Below are 15,614 nucleotides of genomic sequence, written 5' to 3'. Positions count from 1 at the left end.
GCGGGACGCCTGCCGCACCACACACTACGGAGGCGGCCGGCGAGACAGGATCCCGTGTTCGTGCCAACGCGGGCATCGGCTTTACCCGGCCCGCACCCGGACGACGAACAGGAGGGCACCCGGTGGCGGAACTGCACGACCTGATCACCGCCGCCACCACACACCTGCGCCGACCCGGCCTCGTCGTGATCAGCGGACCCCCCGGATGTGGCCGCACCAGCGCTCTGCGCGCCGTCGCCGGGCGGCTGCGCACCGCCGCCGCGGGCCCGGCCGCGCCCGCCGGCACCGAGCCCGCCGGCACGGACCCCAGCAGCACCGGGCCCAGCAGCACCGGGCCCGCCGGCACGAGCCGGCCCGGCCTCGCCGTGCACGCCGGCGGTGGCCTGGCGATGCTGCGCGCCGTGCCCGGCCTCGCCCTGTCCCGCGCCGTCCGCGCCCGCCTGCCCGCCCACGACGTGCACCTGCTCGCCGAGGCCGTCCGCTCCCGGGTCCGTGGCGGCCTGCTGATCCTCGACGACCTGCAGTACGCCGACGCCGCCACGCTGGCCGCGGTGCCGCTACTCGCCCCGCACTGCCGGGTCCTCGTCGCGCTGCGCACCCCGCACCGCATCGGGCAGGAACCGCTGCGCGCGGCGGCCACCGCCTGGCTGACCGTGCCGCCGCTGTCCCACGACGCCGCCGCCGCGGTCGCCCGCACCGCGGCACCCACCCTCGACGACGACGCCGTGGCCCGGGTCGTGCACCGCGCCGGCGGCAACCCGCTGACCCTGACCGCCCTCGCCCGGCACGCCGCCTCCGGCCGCGGACCCGCCGGCGACGACATCGACCAGGTCGCGTACGCGCTGGCCGCCGCCCTGGCCGACCTGCCCCGCCCGGCACGCACCGCGCTGGCCGCGCTCGGCCTGCTCGGCCGGCCCGCCCCCGACACGCTGCTCGGCGCCGGCACCGCCGACCTGCGCGCCGCCGGACTGGTGCACGGCGACCACGACGCCGCCCAGCCGGTCTCCACCTATCTGGCCGAGACCGCCGCCGGGCTGCTCGACCCGCCGGCCCGCGCCGACCTGCACCGGCGGCTGGCCGAGCTCACCCCACCCGCCGAGGCCGCCCGGCACCTGGCCGCCGCCGGCGAACACGACGCCGCGTACCGGCACGCCCTGACCGCAGCCGACCAGGCCACCGGCGGGGACCGCGCGGCCCTGCTGCGGTTCGCCTGCGACCTGCCCGGCATCGGCCCCGACCCGCGGGTGCGGCTGGCCGCCGCGGACGCGCTGCTGGCCACCGGGCGCCCCCGGGCCGCCGCCGCGGTGCTGGCCACCATCGCGCCGCTGGGTGTGGAAGCCGACGTGCTGCGCGGCGAAGCCCTGCTGCAAGCCGGCGACCCGCGCGGCGCGCACGCCGCGGTGCGGCCGGTGCCGGACGCGGCCGCCGCACCCATCACCGCCGCCCGCGACCGGGTGCTGCTGCTGGCCGAACTGGCCACCGACCCGGACACCGCAACCGACACCGCCGACAAGATCGCCGCGCGCTGGCCGCAGCCGCCGCCCGGCGTCGCCGCGGCCCTGGCCGCCGTGCACGCCACCCACCGCACCCCGGGCTGGGACACCGAACTGGCCACCGCGGCGTCCGACACCACCGACCCGCTGACCAGCCGGTGGAGCGCCTGGCAACTGGTCGAGCACCTGGCCGCCGACGGGCGGCTCGCCGACGCCGCGCAGGCCGCCGCCGACGCCGCGCACCACTGCGCCGCCGATCTGGCGTACGGGTGGCAGACCCGGTTCGCGGCCGCCGCCGACTGGGCCCTCGCCCTGCGCGGCCCGACCCTGCCCGACCAGGCCCTGGTCACCTCGGCCGGGTCCGGCCCGCCCTCGCCCGACCAGGCCACCGACGACCACCCGCCGGACCACCATGGACCGGACGCGGGCGGCGCCGACCGTCTGCACCGGCACGCCACCGACCTCACCGACCGGGCCATGCCCGACACCGCCCGCGCCTACGCCACCGCCGCCTCCGCGCTGCTGGAAGCCGATGCAGGACTGCTCGCCGCCGCCCGGCAACGACTCGCCGCCGCACCCGCCCACCCCGCCGTCGACTGGGTCACCCGCGAAGCCGCCTGGCTCGACGGGCAACCCGACCGCGCCACCGGCCCGGCCGGCCGGCCCGACCGCAGCGACCTGATCACCGGCCTGCACCACATCACCGCCCGCTGGGCCGGCCACGACACCGGACACCACCCGCCCACACCGATCCCCGCCGACCTGCCCGAACCCGCCCGGCAAACCCTGCTCGCCTGGGCCACCGGCACCGGATTCACCACCGCCGCCGACACCTGGACCCACACCGTCACCCGCGAACGCGTCCGCTGCCTGCTCGCCGCCGGCCTGCACGACAGCGACCCGCAGCGGGCCGTCGCCGCGCTGCTGGCCGCCGAGCACCTCGCCGACACCGCCGCCCTCACCGTCCTGGCCGGCCGCGCCCGCCGCGGCCTGCGCCGCCACCACATCCACCGCGACACCCGCGGACCCCGATCAGGCAGCCGGCTCACCAGCCGCGAAACCGACGTGCTGCGGCTGGTGGCCGCCGGGGAACCCACCCGGCGCATCGCCGGGCAGCTCGGCATCTCCACCGAGACCGTCGACACCCACATCCGCGCCGGTATGCGCAAACTCGGCGCGCGCACCCGCACCGAAGCCGCCGCGCTCGCCTTCGCCGACATGCCCGCACCCGCGCGGCCCAGCACCGGAAGGGGCAACCGGTGACCCGCCACTCCGACACACCACGACACATCGTGGCCACCCCCGCCGACGCCGACGCGGTGCTGCGCCGCCTGGCCCGCGACGGCTGGACACTGCGCGAAGGATTCGCCCTGCCCGACCCGGCATGGGACGTCGCCGGCAATGGGCTCGTCCTGCACGGACGCATCACCGACCCGGAAACCCTGCAACTGGCCGTGCTCGCCGCCGCCCGCGGGGCCGGCGTCGTCGCCGTCTGCGACCCCGGCAGCCCCTTGGGCCGGGCACTCGCCGACGACCTCGGCCGGCTCGGCCCCCTACACCACGACGACGCGCGCCCCACCGAGGAAGACGTCATCGCCGCGCTCGTCCCCGAACAGCGCGCCCTGCTCGAACGGCTCGCCGCCGGCGACACCATCGCCGCCGCGGCAGCCGCCGAATTCCTGTCCCTGCGCACCGCGAACCGGCGCATCGCCGAAGCCCGCGCCCTGTTCGGCGTCCGCACCACCCGCGAAGCCGTCCTGGCCTACCTGCGCCAGCGGCGGCGATGACCACCCACCCGTGCACCACACCGGCCTGGCAGCCGCCGTGGCTGTGGCGGGCGCTGCTGAGCGTGGCACCCGCGGTGGTCGCCCCGTTCTGCCGGCTGCACGTCACCGGCAGCGTCCCCGCCCACCTGCGCCACGGCCCGCTGCTGCTGGCCGCGAACCACCTCAGCCCCGTCGACCCGATGATCCTCACCGCGGCCTGCCACCGGGCGCGCCTGGCACCCCGGTTCCTGGCCGCCGCCGAACTGTTCCGCGTCCCCCTCGTCGGGGCCGTCCTTCGCCGCGCCGGGCACCTGAGCGTGGAGCGCACCACCACCGGCGCCGTCGACGCCCTGCCCGCGGTGCTCGGCGCGCTGCACGACGGCGCACCGGTGCTGCTCTATCCCGAAGGCCGCATCGGCCTGGACCCGTGGATGTGGCCCGAACGCGGCAAGACCGGCGTGGCCAGGATGGCGGCGATGACCGGCGCGCCGGTGCTGCCGGTCGCCCACTGGGGGACACACACCGTCATGCCGTACGCCTTTCCCCGCGACCTGGCCCGCGCCGTGTGGCACGCCATGCGGACTCGGCCGGCCGTGCACGTCCACTTCGGCGAGCCGGTGGACCTGCACGGGCTCACCGGAACACCGGGCGTGCAGGCCCGGGAAGCCACCCGGCGCATCATGGACGCCCTGGACCGCGCCTTGGCGCCGCTGCGCCGCGACGAACCCCGCACACCCCGCCACCGGGACCCCACCCGCCCGGCGGACACCCGACGCGCCCGGCCCCGCCCGAGCACCGAGCCAGCCTTGAACACCGAGCCAGTCCTGAACACCGAGCCGCCCCCGAACACCGGCCGGGGGAGTCAGCGCGGCTCCGCCGTCCGCTCCACACGCACCTGACCACGGCCGGTGTTCGGGGCTGGCTCGCCCAGGCCGACCAGGTCAGGCTGGCTCGGTCAGCTCGGCCAGCCGCGCCTCCACCTCCGCCAACTGCGCCCGCAACCGGTCGGCCTCCTGCTCGGCCTGCGACCGCTCGGCCGCCATGATCTGATCCACCGCCTCCTGCACGCCCGGCACGTCCACCAGCGCCACCATCCGCAACGCCTCGGCAGGCTTGATCACATAAGGCTTCGCCAGGGCCTTGCTGCCCTGCGCCGCCGCCACCGTCCACTCACCCTCGGTGTAGGCCAACGTCACCGTCAACGCCGGCGACTTCGGCTTCGCCGCCGGTTTGCCGGCCGCCCGCGCCGGTTTGCGCGGCGCGGGCGGGGGAGCGGCGCCCGAACCTGTCGGCGAGGAACCCGCCGGCGCGGCAGGCTCCTCGCGGACCGGCGCCGGCTTGTCGATCACGAACTCCGGCTCGGGTGGCGGCGGCGCTGCCTCCGGTGCCGCAGCGGGCTCCGCGGCGGCCGGCTTGCGCGCCGCCGCGCCCTTCGGCGCGATCCGCACGTCGCCGGGGGAGAAGGGCAACTCGTCGCGGCCGAACCGCACCACCACCCACTCGTCCGACTCGGCCGGATCCAGCAACGCCACCACCTGGCCCACCTGGCCCGAGATCTGCCCCGCGGACTCGGTGAACTGCACCTTCGGGCGGCGTTTGGCCGCCAGCGACTCCCGGATCGCCTGCAGATCGCCCTCATCGAGACCCCGCGCACCTGCCCGTGCTGCCACCACCGGCGACCACCCTCCACTCGTACGCCTGTATGAACCCGTTGTTTCTATCAGCAGCCCCCGACACGTCGCGACTCGACGTTCGTCTGACAATCGTCTTACGCTAGAGGTAGCCAGATGCTCGCACCCGGCGACCTCTCGCGGCACGGAAGGCGGCGCCATGAGCCGGCAGCGGAAGACCCAGCGACCCGACCAGCAGCAGATCGTCGCGGCGGCGGCGGCGTTCGCGCGCGGCGAGGTGACCTACGACGAATCGGCGCCCGCGCCGCTGCCGCCGGTGCCGGAGTCGGAACCGATGGTGCCCTTGGGCGTGCGAGTGCCGGCCGGTGTGGCCCGGCGCGTGCGCGCCGCGGCCGACCAGGCCGGAGTGCCGTTCTCGCAACTGGTGCGCGAGTGGATCGAGCTGGGGCTGACCGAGAACGACCATGACCGCGTGGTGTCGGTGTCGGCCCTGCGGAGGGCGATCGCGCACGCGGCGCAGAGCGGTCACGTGGCCTGAGACGGAGCCACCGAGACGCCCCGTTCGCTTGGTCGATAATTGACATTATGTCAACCTGAGCGTGTGCGACGCCCCTCCGGATCGTCGACACCGCACCCTCCCGAGCCGACCATCCCGCCCCGCCGGGGACGCCCCGCCGGGCACGCCCCGAGACCCCCGCGCCACCGACCCCCGGTGTCCCAGGAGACCTCGGCCGTCGCGCCGCCCCCGCTACGGCGATCTTGAAGTTTGCTGGCCCGTTTTGGTGCGCCTTATGCGACATGCCGGACCGAAAAGCTCAAGATCGGCGGAGTCGGTGGCCCCGTGGAACGGGACAAATGATGCATAATATGTCTTATGCATGACGGTGACGATGCGCCGCTGGACGGTTTGTTCGCGGAGTTTCTGGCCGCCCGCGCGGTGCGCAAACCGTCCGGTCACACGCTCGCGGCGTACCGGCGCGACCTGTCCGGGGTGCGCGCCCACCTGCCCGCCGGCACCCGTGTCGCCGACCTCTCCCCCCGGGTGTTGCGGGCCGCGTTCGCCGGGTTCGCCGCCGGTCGCTCCCCCGCGTCGGTGTACCGGGCGTGGTCGACCTGGAACGGCTTCTTCACCTTCCTGGTCACTGAGAGTGTCGTGGGTGGTAACCCCATGTCGGCGGTCGACAAGCCGCGGATGACGTTGCCCGCGCCCAAGCCGTTACGCGGCGAGGACACCCCGGAGCATCTGCTGGAGGTGGCGAGCCGGGCCGACGAGCGGCAGCGCCGCCCGTGGCCGGAGCGGGATCTGGTGGTGCTGGCCCTGGCGTTGTGTGCGGGTCTGCGCCTGTCGGAGTTGCTGGCGTTGCGGGTGGGTTCGTTCGCCGGGCGTGACGGTGAGCGGCGGGTGGAGGTGGCGGGCAAGGGTGGCCGGCCGCGTACGGTGCCGATCGAGCCGGAGCTGGACGCGATCGTGCGGGATTATCTGCGTACGCGCTCCCAGCGGGCCGGGCGGTCGACGGATGCGCTGCTGGTGGACCATGCGGGGGGTGCGTTGCGGCGGGGCGGCCTGCAATATCTGGTGTCGTCGTGCTTCCGGCGTGCGGGCATCGGTGACCGGGTGCCGCGCGGGGCGCAGTTGCACGCGTTGCGGCATACGTTCGCCACGCGGCTGGCCGAGGACGGCGCGAACGCCTCGGAGATCATGCGTCTGCTGGGGCATGCCAGCCTGACGACGTCGCAGAACTACATCGAGGTGACGGCGGAGCAGCAGCGGGCCGCGGTGCGGGCGAATCGCACCAACCGGGCGTTGCGCGGGCTGGGTGTCCGCGAGGACGTCGATGCCGCGGACCAGTCCGCACCCTGATCTCGTCCGGGGGCGAGTGGCGTGGCCGGAGTCTCCCGTGTGATCATCCCTCGGTGCATGATATCCGGTTCGTGGCGTTAAATCATGATGCCTTGACCGCCCTGATTCACGGGGACCGGGACGCGGCCAGCGCCGCCGCGGGCGTGCCGCTGTCGGAGTACCTGGTGGAGGAGGCCTGGCTGTGGCGGATCCGGCGGGCGCAGATCGAGCGCACGCCGCAGGACGCGGCGTGGATCGCGGGTGCCGCGGTGGCCGAGCCGGAGGGTGTGGTGGTCGGGCACGGCGGGTTCCACGCGGGCCCGGACGAGCACGGTGTGGTCGAGGTCGCGTATTCGGTGGATCCCCGGTTCCGGCGGCGGGGTTATGCGCGGGCGATGCTGGCGGCGTTGCTGCGCCGCGCCGACGCCGATCCGCGGGTGACCGCGGTGCGGGCGAGTATCCGCCCGGACAATGCCGGGTCGCTGGCGACGATCGCCGGGTTCGGGTTCGCCAAGGTGGGTGAGCAGTGGGATCCGGAGGACGGCCTGGAGTTCGTGTTCCGCCGCCCGGCCTGCGGGCCGGCGCGCGGGTCGGGGGAAGCTGGGCGCTGAGCGCGGCTAGCCGACGGGGCCGCCCAGTTGCACCACCAGCGGCCGGTGGTCGGAGATGTCCGCGTGCGGGGTGCTCACCCGGATGACCGGGGCGCTCGGGCCGCCGTGCGGGTCGGTGAGGATGTGGTCGAGCTGCGCCCGGGGTGACGGGCTCGGGTAGGTGGGGGTGCGGGCCAGGGTTCGCCACCCGGTGAAGGCGCGCACCGCGCCGCCGGGCAGGTTGAGGTCGCCGAGCAGCACCCGCGGGCCGGGCAGGGCGCGCAGGGCGCGGACGGCGGCCCGCAACTGGCGCAGGTTCCATCCCGGTACGAACGACAGGTGGGTGGTGCCGACGGTGAGCGGCCCGCGCGGGGTGTCCAGCACCGCGGCGATCATGATGCGGGGTTCGTCCTTGAGCAGGGTCACGCCGCGTTGCGGCACGTAGACCGGGGATCGCACCGGCGCGGCGGGAAGCTGGGTGATCTGCCAGCGGCGCACCGGGTAGCGGCTGATCAGGGCGATGCCGTAGAGGGGGCGGGTGTTGTCGTCGTCGCTGCGCCAGGGCTGCCAGGTCTCCCCCGGCGTGCCGGCGATGGCGGCGGCGAAGCGGTGCACGGGAGCGCCGAGCGCGTCGGCGGCGATGGCGGTGAGGTCCAGCAGGCCGCTGCGGGGCTGGCCGCGGTCGACTTCTTGCAGGCCGAGGATGTCGGCGTCGAGGGCCGCCACCGCGGCGGCGACGCGCCCGGCGTGTACCTTGCCGTCGGACAGTGAGCGGCCGTGCAGCAGGTTGAAGGTGGCCAGGCGCACGGCGTCGACAGTAGCCAACGGGAGGTGAGGGTGTTCATCAAGGCGGTGTGTTGTTCGGCGGTGGTGTTCGTGGCGCTGGCCGCGGCGGGGTTGTGGCTGCGCCGGCTGCGGAGTCGGGACTGATCCACGGGCGGGATTGCGCGGGCGGCGTAATCCGCTGACAGCGATCAGCGCTTCCCCGCGGGGGCGCCGGCCGGGGATCGTCTCGGCCATGAGAGTGCTGGTGCTGGGTGGGACGGGGTTCGTGGGCCGGGCGGTGGCGGAGGCTGCGGTGGCGCACGGTCACCGGGTGACGGTGTTCAACCGGGGGCGGCGTGCGCCGGTGCCTGGGGTGCGGGCGGTGGCCGGTGACCGGGCCGGGCCGCAGGGTCTGGCCGCGCTGGGTGGCGCGTGCTGGGATGCGGTGGTGGACACCTGGTCGGGTGCGCCGCGGGTGGTGCGGGAGGCGGCGCGGGCGCTGCGGTCCCGGGTGGGGCATTACACGTACGTGTCGAGCCGTTCGGTGTACGACCTGCAGGCGGCGGCCGGGCGGCTGGCCGAGGACGCGCCGCTGGTCGACGGTGACCCGGATGCGGGTGCGGACGGGGACTACGCGGCGGCCAAGCGGGGTGGTGAACTGGCCGCGCTGCAGTCGGACGCGCCGGTGCTGCTGGCCCGCGCCGGGTTGATCCTTGGCCCGTATGAGGATGTGGGCCGGTTGCCGTGGTGGCTGCACCGGATGCGGCGCGGCGGTCCGGTGCTGGCGCCGGGGCCGCGGGATCTGCCGTTGCAGTTGATCGACGCGCGGGACCTGGCGCGGTTCCTGCTGGATGCTGCGTCGGCCCGGCGGTCCGGCGCGTTCAACCTGGTCAGTGAGCCGGGGCATACGACGATGGGTGGGTTGCTGGCGGCGGTGAACGCGGTGACCGGTGGCCGGGGGCGGCTGCGCTGGGTGCCGCCGGAGCGGATCCTGGCGGCCGGAATTCAGCCGTGGGTGCAGTTGCCGGTGTGGCTGCCGCCCGGCCCGGAGTACGACTTCCTGCACCGGGGGGACGTGTCGCGGGCGGTGGCGGCGGGTCTGCGGGTGCGGCCGGTGGAGCAGACGGTCGCGGACACCTGGGCGTGGTTGCGGGGTGTCCACGGGTTCACGCCGCGGCCGGACCGGCCGCAGGTGGGGCTGGATCCGGGGGTGGAGGCGGCGGTGCTGGCCGGGGCGGGCGGCTGAACGCTCACGCTGCCGGGGCGATGCGGTGGCCGCGCACGTCGGTCGCGGCCAGCCGGGACGCCACCGTGGTGCGGGCCGCGATCTGCGCGGCGTACGCCGCCCGGCGCCGGGCGACGCAGCCGTCCTTGCCGGCGGTGCCGCGGCCGGTGGTGGTGTCGCGCTGGTCCATGTGGCGGGTGAGACCGTCGCGCAGCAGCGCCAGCGCCTCGGTGCGAAGCTGGGACACTCGTGATTCGGTGACGCCCAGTTCGGCGGCCACCTCGGACAGCGGGCGTTCCTGCAGGAAGGACGCCTCGACGACGTACCGCAGGCGCTGCGGCAGGACCGCGACGGCGTCGTGCAGGTAGCCGAGGCGTTCGCGGTGCAGCAGCATCTCCTCGGGGTTGAGGTCGGGTTCGGTGACCATGTCCTCGGCGGTGCCGGCGGTGAAGCCCTGCAGGGACAGCACGGCGGCGCGTTGCACGTCGTCGTCGACGTCGGCGAGTTCGGTGACGCCGACGCCGAGCAGTTCGGCCAGTTCGGTCGGGGTGGGTGTGCGGCCGAGCCGGGTGGTGAGCTCTTCGCGGGCCTGCTCGGCGCGGCGGGCGCGGGCACGCACCGAGCGGCTGGCCCAGTCCATGCCGCGCAGTTCGTCGAGCAGGGCGCCGCGCACCCGGGCGGCGGCGAACTTGCCGAACGGCACGCCGCGGGTCTCGTCGTAGGCGCGGGCGGCGGTGACCAGGGCGGCGTACCCGGCGGAGGCGAGGTCGTCGCGGTGCACATGCGGTGGCACCTTGAACAGCATGCCGCGGACCAGGTGGCCGACCAGTGGCATGTTCTCCCGGATCATGTCCTCCTGCGCGCGGGTCAGGGCCGGGACGGTGGTGCGCTGCGCTGCGGTCATGGTCGGTTCCCCCTCGTGTGGCCGCCGGAGCGGCTCAACCGGCTGACCGGGGGAACTTTTCGGGGTGCGGGGTGCAGGCGGAGATCACTTGCGGTTGCCGGACGGTTGCATCCGGATCGGGGCGCCGGAAATCCTCAATCGGCGCGGGCCGTGCGGGGGTGGGTCAGGACAGCAGCCAGCCGTTGTCCAGGGACAGCCGGACCGCTTCGGCGCGGGTGCGGGCGCCGGTCTTGCCGATGGCCGAGGACAGGTGGTTACGCACGGTGCCTTCGGACAGGCGCAGTTCGCGGGCGATGTCGGCGACCGTGCCACCGTCGCGGGCCGCGCGCAGCACGTCGGCTTCGCGGTCGGTGAGCGGCGAGTCCCCGTACGCGAGGGACTGAGCGGCCAGGGACGGGTCGACGACGCGCAGGCCCTGGTGGACGCGGCGGACCACGTCGGCCAGTTGCCGGGCGGGGGTGTCCTTGACGACGAATCCGGAGGCGCCGGCGGCCATGGCCTGGCGCAGGTATCCGGCGCGGCCGAAGGTGGTGACCATCAGCGCCCGGCAGGAGGGCGCGGCCCGGCGCAGCTCGCGGGCGGCGGCGACGCCGTCCATGCCGGGCATCTCCACGTCCAGCAGCGCCACGTCGGCGGTGTGGGCCACCGCGGCGGCGGCCACCTCGTCGCCGCGGCCCACTTCGGCGACCACGTTCAGGTCGGGTTCCAGGTCGAGCAGGGCGGCCATGGCGCCGCGTACCAGGGCCTGGTCGTCGGCGAGCAGCAGGCGGATCATGTGGGCACCTCCACGCGTACCCGGAAGCCGGGCTGTCCGTCGCGTTCGCCGACGGTGAGGTGGGCGCCCGCCGCGTCGGCCCGTCGCCGCAGCCCGGCGAGTCCTTGCCCGCCTGCGTCGGCGGCGGCGCGGCCCACGCCGTCGTCGACGATTTCCACGCTGCCCGGGTTCAGGTGGACGCGGGCGTGGGTGGCTTTGCTGTGCCGCACGATGTTGGTGACGGCTTCGCGGATCGTCCAGGCGAACAGTTCCCGGTTGCGGCTGGGCACCTCGTCGGCGGCGCCGGGCAGGTCGGCTTCGACGTTGGCGGCGGCCAGCGCCGCCCGGGCGGCGGCGATCTCGCCGGGCAGGGACATGCCGCGCACGCCCATCGCGGTGGACCGCACGTCGGCCAGCGCGTCGCGGGCCAGCGCCTCCAGGTCGCTGAGTTCCTTGCGGGCCCGGCCGGGGTCGACGTCGAGAAGCCGCTGGGCCAGTTCGGCCTTGACGGTGACCACGGTCAGTGAGTGGCCGAGGATGTCGTGCAGGTCGGCGGCGATGCGGGCGCGTTCGTTCTGCACGGCCAGGTCGGCGATTTCCTGCTGGGCGGAGCTGAGCCGCTGCTGGCGTTCGGTGGCGAGCCGGACTCCCCAGGTGGCCAGCGAGCCGAGCACCACCGCCAGGCCGTAGCCGTTGTCCTGCCAGCCGGGCACCACGCTGGCGAGGACTTCCGCGCCGGTGCCCAGCAGCGCGGCGAGCAGGATGCCGGCCGGCAGCGGCAGCGCGGCCATGCCGAACGCGGCGATGTAGACCAGGCAGCTCAGCGCGCGGAAACCGGCGCCGGGGATCTGCAGGGCGAACAGCACCAGCAGCACGGCGACCCCTGCGGCCGCCCGCCCGGCGAACCCGGGCGGGCGGACCCCGTACCGCAGGGGCCGGGCCATGCGGACCAGGAACAGGTAGACACCGGCGAACGCGGCGACCGCGGCCAGGCCGAGGTAGCGGATCCATGCCACGTCCTGGTGCCACAGCGTGAGGACGGTGTCGGTGAGGTAGAACAGCCAGATCGCGGCCAGCAGCCACCCGTGCCGGGAGGCCTTGCGTAGGCCCCGGGCCGGGGGCGCGCAGCTCATGACGGTGACGGTACCGGCCGGTCAGACCCGGGCGGTGTCGCGGCGGAACCGCCACACCGCGCCGGCGGCGAACAGGGCGGTCCAGGCGAGCACGTTGAGCACCGCGACGGCCAGGCCACCGTCGTGCATCAGCGGGTACCGGGCGATCACGCCGACGCCGTACACCGGGGTGAACTGGGCGATGGTGGCGAAGGTGTGGCCGAGCGAGTCGACGGGCACGAACAGCCCTCCGGCGAAGGACAGCACGGCCAGCACCGGCCCGAGGATCTGCATGACGTTCTCGCTGGGCAGTAGATATCCCATGAACAGGCCGAAGGCGGCGAAGACCAGGGCGCACAGCCAGGCCAGCAGGCCGCAGCCGATCCAGGCCTCGGTGGGCAGCCGGGCGCCGGACACCGAGCCGACGGCGAAGGTGGCCAGCACCGACACCGCCCCGACGATCATCGCGAGGATGATCTTGATGGCGATGTACGCCGCGGGGCGCAGCGGTGTCAGGCGCAGTTGCCGCGACCATCCGGCGGCGCGTTCGATGGAGACCATCGCGCCGCCCGCGGTGGTGGCCAGCATCGCACCGTACACCGCCATGCTGACCAGCACGTACCCGGCGACGTTGCCGCCGCCGGCGCTCTGATGGCGCAGGTCGTCACCGCTGCCGAAGATCAGGAAGAACACCGGCGGCATCACCACGGTGAACACCACGGTGCGGCGGTTGCGCAGCATCCGGCGCAGTTCCAGCCCGATCATCGCCGGGGTGAATCCGCCCAGCCGCGGCAGGGTCCGGGCGGCGGGGCCGGTGGTGGCGGGGGTGCTCGTGGTGCTCATCGGGGGTCTCCTGTCGTGGTGCCGTCGCCGCCGGTGTCGTCGGAGGTCAGGGTGAGGAACGCCTGCTCCAGGTTGTGTGAGGTGATCTCCAGGTCGTGCGCGGCGGTGCGGGTGAGCAGGTGGCGGGCCACCGCGTCGGCGTCGCTGGCCTGCACCAGCACGGTGTCGCCGCGCACCTCCACCTGATCGGCGCCGGGCAACGCGGCCAGCTCCTCGCGGGACGCGCCGGGCAGGGTGGCGCGCACGGTGCGGCCGGAGGCGAGCGCCTTCACCTGCGCCGCGGTGCCGTCGGCCACCACCTGGCCGCGGCGCATGAACACCACCCGGTCGGCGTACGCGTCGGCCTCCTCCAGGTAGTGCGTGGCGAAGATGACGGTGCGCCCGGCGCGGGCGTCGTCGCGGATCGCCGACCAGAACGCGTGCCGGCTGCCCACGTCCATGCCGGTGGTGGGCTCGTCCAGGATGAGCAGTTCCGGGTCGGGCAGCAGCGCCATCGCGAACCGCAGCCGCTGCTGTTGCCCGCCGGAGCATTTGCCGACCAGCCGGCCGCGCACCTCGCCCAGCCCGGCCCGGTCGATGACCTTCTCCACGTCGCCTCGGCCGCGGCCGAACAGCGCCGCGGTCAGCCGCACGGTCTCCCCGACGGTGTAGTCCTTGAGCAGCCCGCCGGTCTGCATCACCGCGGACACCAGTCCGAGCTCGACCGCGTCGCGTGGGCGCCGGCCGTAGACGCTGACGGTGCCGGTGTCGGGCCGGGACAGGCCCAGCATCATGTCGACGGTGCTGGTCTTGCCGGCGCCGTTGGGGCCGAGCAGGGCGACCACCTCGCCGGGGCGGATCGACAGGCTGAGCCCGTCGACGGCGGTGACGTCGCCGAATCGTTTGACCGCCGAAACCACCTCGACCGCGTACGGGCCGGTGGTGCTGCGCTCGGGTGATGCCGTGAGGGTCATGACGTCGATCATGACGGCCGGCCGCACCGCGGCGGTGGCTCACGCGTCACGACCCGGCCATGACATCTGTCAGTGCCGCACCGCCACCGCCACCGCCGGACGGCACGACCCGATGTCATCGGCCGCCGGTGTCGCCGCCCGGACAGTCTCGGCCGCTGCAGGGCGTCCACACTGGATCCCCGTACGAACGAGGAGTGATCGCCATGCCATCTCATGCCTTACGTGCGGCGGCCCTGCCCGCCGCCGTTGCCGCGCTGGCCGCCGCCGCCGTGCTGCCCGCCGCCCCGGCCACCGCCGCCGCACACACCTACCAGCCGACCGACCTGGGCACGCTGGGCGGGCCCGGCGCGACCGCGGTGATGATGAACGAGACCGGCACCGTGGTCGGCAACGGCACCCTGGCCAGCGGGAACAGCCGCGGGTTCGTGTGGCGCCGCGGGCAGATGACCGCGCTGGGCACCCTCGGCGGGTCCTGGTCGAGGGCCGTCGCGGTCAACGAGTTCGGCGTGATCGCCGGCGCCGCCGCCACCGCCGACGGCAACGCCCACGCGGTCACCTGGCACCGCGGGGTGATCACCGACCTGGGCACGCTGGGCGGGCAGGCGAGCACCGCCAAGGGCATCACCGACCGCGGCGTGGTCATCGGCGAAAGCGACATCGCCGACGGGCACATCCACCGGTTCGCGTGGACGAACGGGCAGATGACCGATCTCGGGCTGGTCCCCGACTACACCGAGACGCTCGGCGTGAACAACCGGATGCAGATCATGGGCACCTACCTGGTGACCCAGTGGGGCTACCCGTGCGACTGCTCCGCCGGGGTGCTGCAGAACGGGCAAGTCACCACCGTCGGCAACTTCGGCGTCGACGAGGCGTGGATGAAGTCGTACCCGTACGACATCAACAACCGCGGCGTGCTGGTCGGGTGGGCCGCGACGCCCGGACCGACGCCGTACATCGCCTTCGACCACCCGTTCCGGTGGCGCGACGGCACCCTGACCGATCTGGGCACCCTCGGCGGCGACAACGGCACCGCGTCGGCGGTCAACGACCGGGGCCTGATCGCCGGGTGGGCGGACACCGCCGACGGCGCCAGCCATCCCGCACTGTGGCGGCGCGGCGGCGCCGTGGACCTGACCACCGCCGGCCTGGCCGCCGGTGACCGGATCACCGACATCGACCTGCGCGGGCGGCTGCTGGCCAACCGTGACGGCCGCGCCTACCTGTACGGCTGAGCCCACCCGGGCCGGCTTGCTGCGGCTCGGGTCAGCCGGCGCGTTCGGCGGTGCTGCGCTCCACGCAGAACTCGTTGCCCGCCGGGTCGGCGAGCACCACCCAGCCGGTGCCGTCGGCCCGGCGCTGGTCGTCGACCAGGGCGGCGCCCAGTTTCACCAGCCGCTGCACTTCGTCGTCCCGGCCGGTGTCCGGCTCCAGGTCCAGGTGCAGCCGGTTCTTGGCCGTCTTGGCCTCGGGCACCCGCACGAACAGCAGGGCCGGCCCGTGCGGCGGCGCGACCGTGACCTCGTCGTCGCCGGGCCGGTCAGCGGCGCCCACCGGGCAGCCCAGCACCGCGCTCCAGAACGACGCCAGCTCGTACGGCTCGTACGGCGGCGCGAGGTCGACGGTGACGTGGCGGATGGCCGAGGGCATCGGGAGTGGTTTCCTAATGGGTTCTGGGAGTAAGCCATCCGGCAGACTCCTGGTGGGTAGGTAGCCGCCGGCGGACGAGCACTCCCGT

The 15,614-nt window shown here is 74.7% G+C and carries 16 protein-coding genes; 8 read left to right on the top strand and 8 right to left on the bottom strand.

Annotation, left to right across the window (positions count from 1 at the left end; translation table 11 throughout):
* Positions 1 to 122 precede the first annotated feature (122 nt).
* From IEY73_RS34180 to IEY73_RS26755, 3 genes are read left to right on the top strand one after another with little or no spacing between them, the layout of a single operon-like run.
* The gene (locus IEY73_RS34180; protein WP_268240495.1) at positions 123 to 2,756 is read left to right on the top strand and encodes a LuxR family transcriptional regulator; all 2,634 of its coding nucleotides are present in this window, start codon (positions 123 to 125) and stop codon (positions 2,754 to 2,756) included.
* On the top strand, positions 2,753 to 3,280 hold the full coding sequence (locus IEY73_RS26760; protein ID WP_189082095.1) for a LuxR family transcriptional regulator: 528 nt from the start codon (positions 2,753 to 2,755) through the stop codon (positions 3,278 to 3,280). Before IEY73_RS34180 ends, IEY73_RS26760 begins: the two co-directional genes overlap by 4 nt.
* Positions 3,277 to 4,158 carry a lysophospholipid acyltransferase family protein gene (locus IEY73_RS26755; protein WP_189082094.1) on the top strand — a complete coding sequence of 294 codons (882 nt, stop codon included), beginning with the start codon at positions 3,277 to 3,279 and terminating at the stop codon, positions 4,156 to 4,158. Before IEY73_RS26760 ends, IEY73_RS26755 begins: the two co-directional genes overlap by 4 nt.
* 42 nt (positions 4,159 to 4,200) lie before the next feature.
* On the opposite strand, the gene IEY73_RS26750 is transcribed toward IEY73_RS26755, so the two are convergent.
* A complete protein-coding gene (locus IEY73_RS26750) occupies positions 4,201 to 4,932 on the bottom strand; it encodes a hypothetical protein (protein ID WP_189082093.1) in 732 nt (243 codons plus the stop codon).
* Positions 4,933 to 5,089: 157 nt separating this feature from the next.
* Here IEY73_RS26750 and IEY73_RS26745 point away from each other — a divergent pair, with 157 nt between their 5' ends.
* The 3 genes from IEY73_RS26745 to IEY73_RS26735 all read left to right on the top strand — a co-directional run bounded on the left by IEY73_RS26745 (position 5,090) and on the right by IEY73_RS26735 (position 7,341).
* Positions 5,090 to 5,428: a hypothetical protein gene (locus IEY73_RS26745; RefSeq protein ID WP_189082092.1), complete on the top strand. Its 339-nt coding sequence runs from the start codon at positions 5,090 to 5,092 to the stop codon at positions 5,426 to 5,428.
* Between the two features lie 336 nt (positions 5,429 to 5,764).
* Positions 5,765 to 6,751 carry a tyrosine-type recombinase/integrase gene (locus IEY73_RS26740; RefSeq protein ID WP_189082091.1) on the top strand — a complete coding sequence of 329 codons (987 nt, stop codon included), beginning with the start codon at positions 5,765 to 5,767 and terminating at the stop codon, positions 6,749 to 6,751.
* 92 nt (positions 6,752 to 6,843) lie between these two features.
* The gene (locus IEY73_RS26735) at positions 6,844 to 7,341 is read left to right on the top strand and encodes a GNAT family N-acetyltransferase (protein ID WP_229716183.1); all 498 of its coding nucleotides are present in this window, start codon (positions 6,844 to 6,846) and stop codon (positions 7,339 to 7,341) included.
* A gap of 6 nt (positions 7,342 to 7,347) precedes the next feature.
* Here the strand turns inward: IEY73_RS26735 and IEY73_RS26730 are convergent, their stop codons facing one another.
* Positions 7,348 to 8,127, bottom strand: a complete 780-nt coding sequence (locus IEY73_RS26730; protein WP_189082127.1) for an endonuclease/exonuclease/phosphatase family protein — start codon at positions 8,125 to 8,127, stop codon at positions 7,348 to 7,350.
* 211 nt (positions 8,128 to 8,338) lie between these two features.
* Between IEY73_RS26730 and IEY73_RS26725 the strand changes: the two genes are divergently transcribed.
* The gene (locus IEY73_RS26725; RefSeq protein ID WP_189082089.1) at positions 8,339 to 9,331 is read left to right on the top strand and encodes an NAD-dependent epimerase/dehydratase family protein; all 993 of its coding nucleotides are present in this window, start codon (positions 8,339 to 8,341) and stop codon (positions 9,329 to 9,331) included.
* A 4-nt stretch (positions 9,332 to 9,335) separates the two neighbouring features.
* Here the strand turns inward: IEY73_RS26725 and IEY73_RS26720 are convergent, their stop codons facing one another.
* The 5 genes from IEY73_RS26720 to IEY73_RS26700 form a co-directional block, all read right to left on the bottom strand.
* Positions 9,336 to 10,214, bottom strand: a complete 879-nt coding sequence (locus IEY73_RS26720; protein ID WP_189082088.1) for a sigma-70 family RNA polymerase sigma factor — start codon at positions 10,212 to 10,214, stop codon at positions 9,336 to 9,338.
* A gap of 163 nt (positions 10,215 to 10,377) precedes the next feature.
* Positions 10,378 to 10,989, bottom strand: coding sequence for a response regulator transcription factor (locus IEY73_RS26715; protein ID WP_189082087.1), 612 nt, complete (start codon positions 10,987 to 10,989; stop codon positions 10,378 to 10,380).
* The gene (locus tag IEY73_RS26710) at positions 10,986 to 12,101 is read right to left on the bottom strand and encodes a sensor histidine kinase (protein ID WP_189082086.1); all 1,116 of its coding nucleotides are present in this window, start codon (positions 12,099 to 12,101) and stop codon (positions 10,986 to 10,988) included. The genes IEY73_RS26715 and IEY73_RS26710 overlap by 4 nt, the downstream gene beginning before the upstream one ends.
* 21 nt (positions 12,102 to 12,122) lie before the next feature.
* Positions 12,123 to 12,923 (bottom strand): ABC transporter permease, encoded by an 801-nt coding sequence (locus IEY73_RS26705; RefSeq protein ID WP_189082085.1) that lies wholly within the window; start codon positions 12,921 to 12,923, stop codon positions 12,123 to 12,125.
* Complete coding sequence (locus IEY73_RS26700; protein ID WP_189082084.1) at positions 12,920 to 13,876, bottom strand: ABC transporter ATP-binding protein; 957 nt, start codon at positions 13,874 to 13,876, stop codon at positions 12,920 to 12,922. The genes IEY73_RS26705 and IEY73_RS26700 overlap by 4 nt, the downstream gene beginning before the upstream one ends.
* 203 nt (positions 13,877 to 14,079) lie before the next feature.
* Between IEY73_RS26700 and IEY73_RS26695 the strand changes: the two genes are divergently transcribed.
* Positions 14,080 to 15,111 carry a hypothetical protein gene (locus IEY73_RS26695; RefSeq protein ID WP_189082083.1) on the top strand — a complete coding sequence of 344 codons (1,032 nt, stop codon included), beginning with the start codon at positions 14,080 to 14,082 and terminating at the stop codon, positions 15,109 to 15,111.
* A 31-nt stretch (positions 15,112 to 15,142) separates the two neighbouring features.
* Here IEY73_RS26695 and IEY73_RS26690 read toward each other — a convergent pair whose 3' ends face one another.
* Positions 15,143 to 15,526: a VOC family protein gene (locus IEY73_RS26690; protein ID WP_189082082.1), complete on the bottom strand. Its 384-nt coding sequence runs from the start codon at positions 15,524 to 15,526 to the stop codon at positions 15,143 to 15,145.
* Between the last annotated feature and the right edge of the window lie 88 nt (positions 15,527 to 15,614).

The organism is Mangrovihabitans endophyticus (assembly GCF_014646155.1).
GTDB classification, from domain to species: domain Bacteria; phylum Actinomycetota; class Actinomycetes; order Mycobacteriales; family Micromonosporaceae; genus Actinoplanes; species Actinoplanes endophyticus.
Note: the sequence above shows the minus strand (reverse complement) of the source record. Positions and strands in the feature narration are given on the sequence as shown.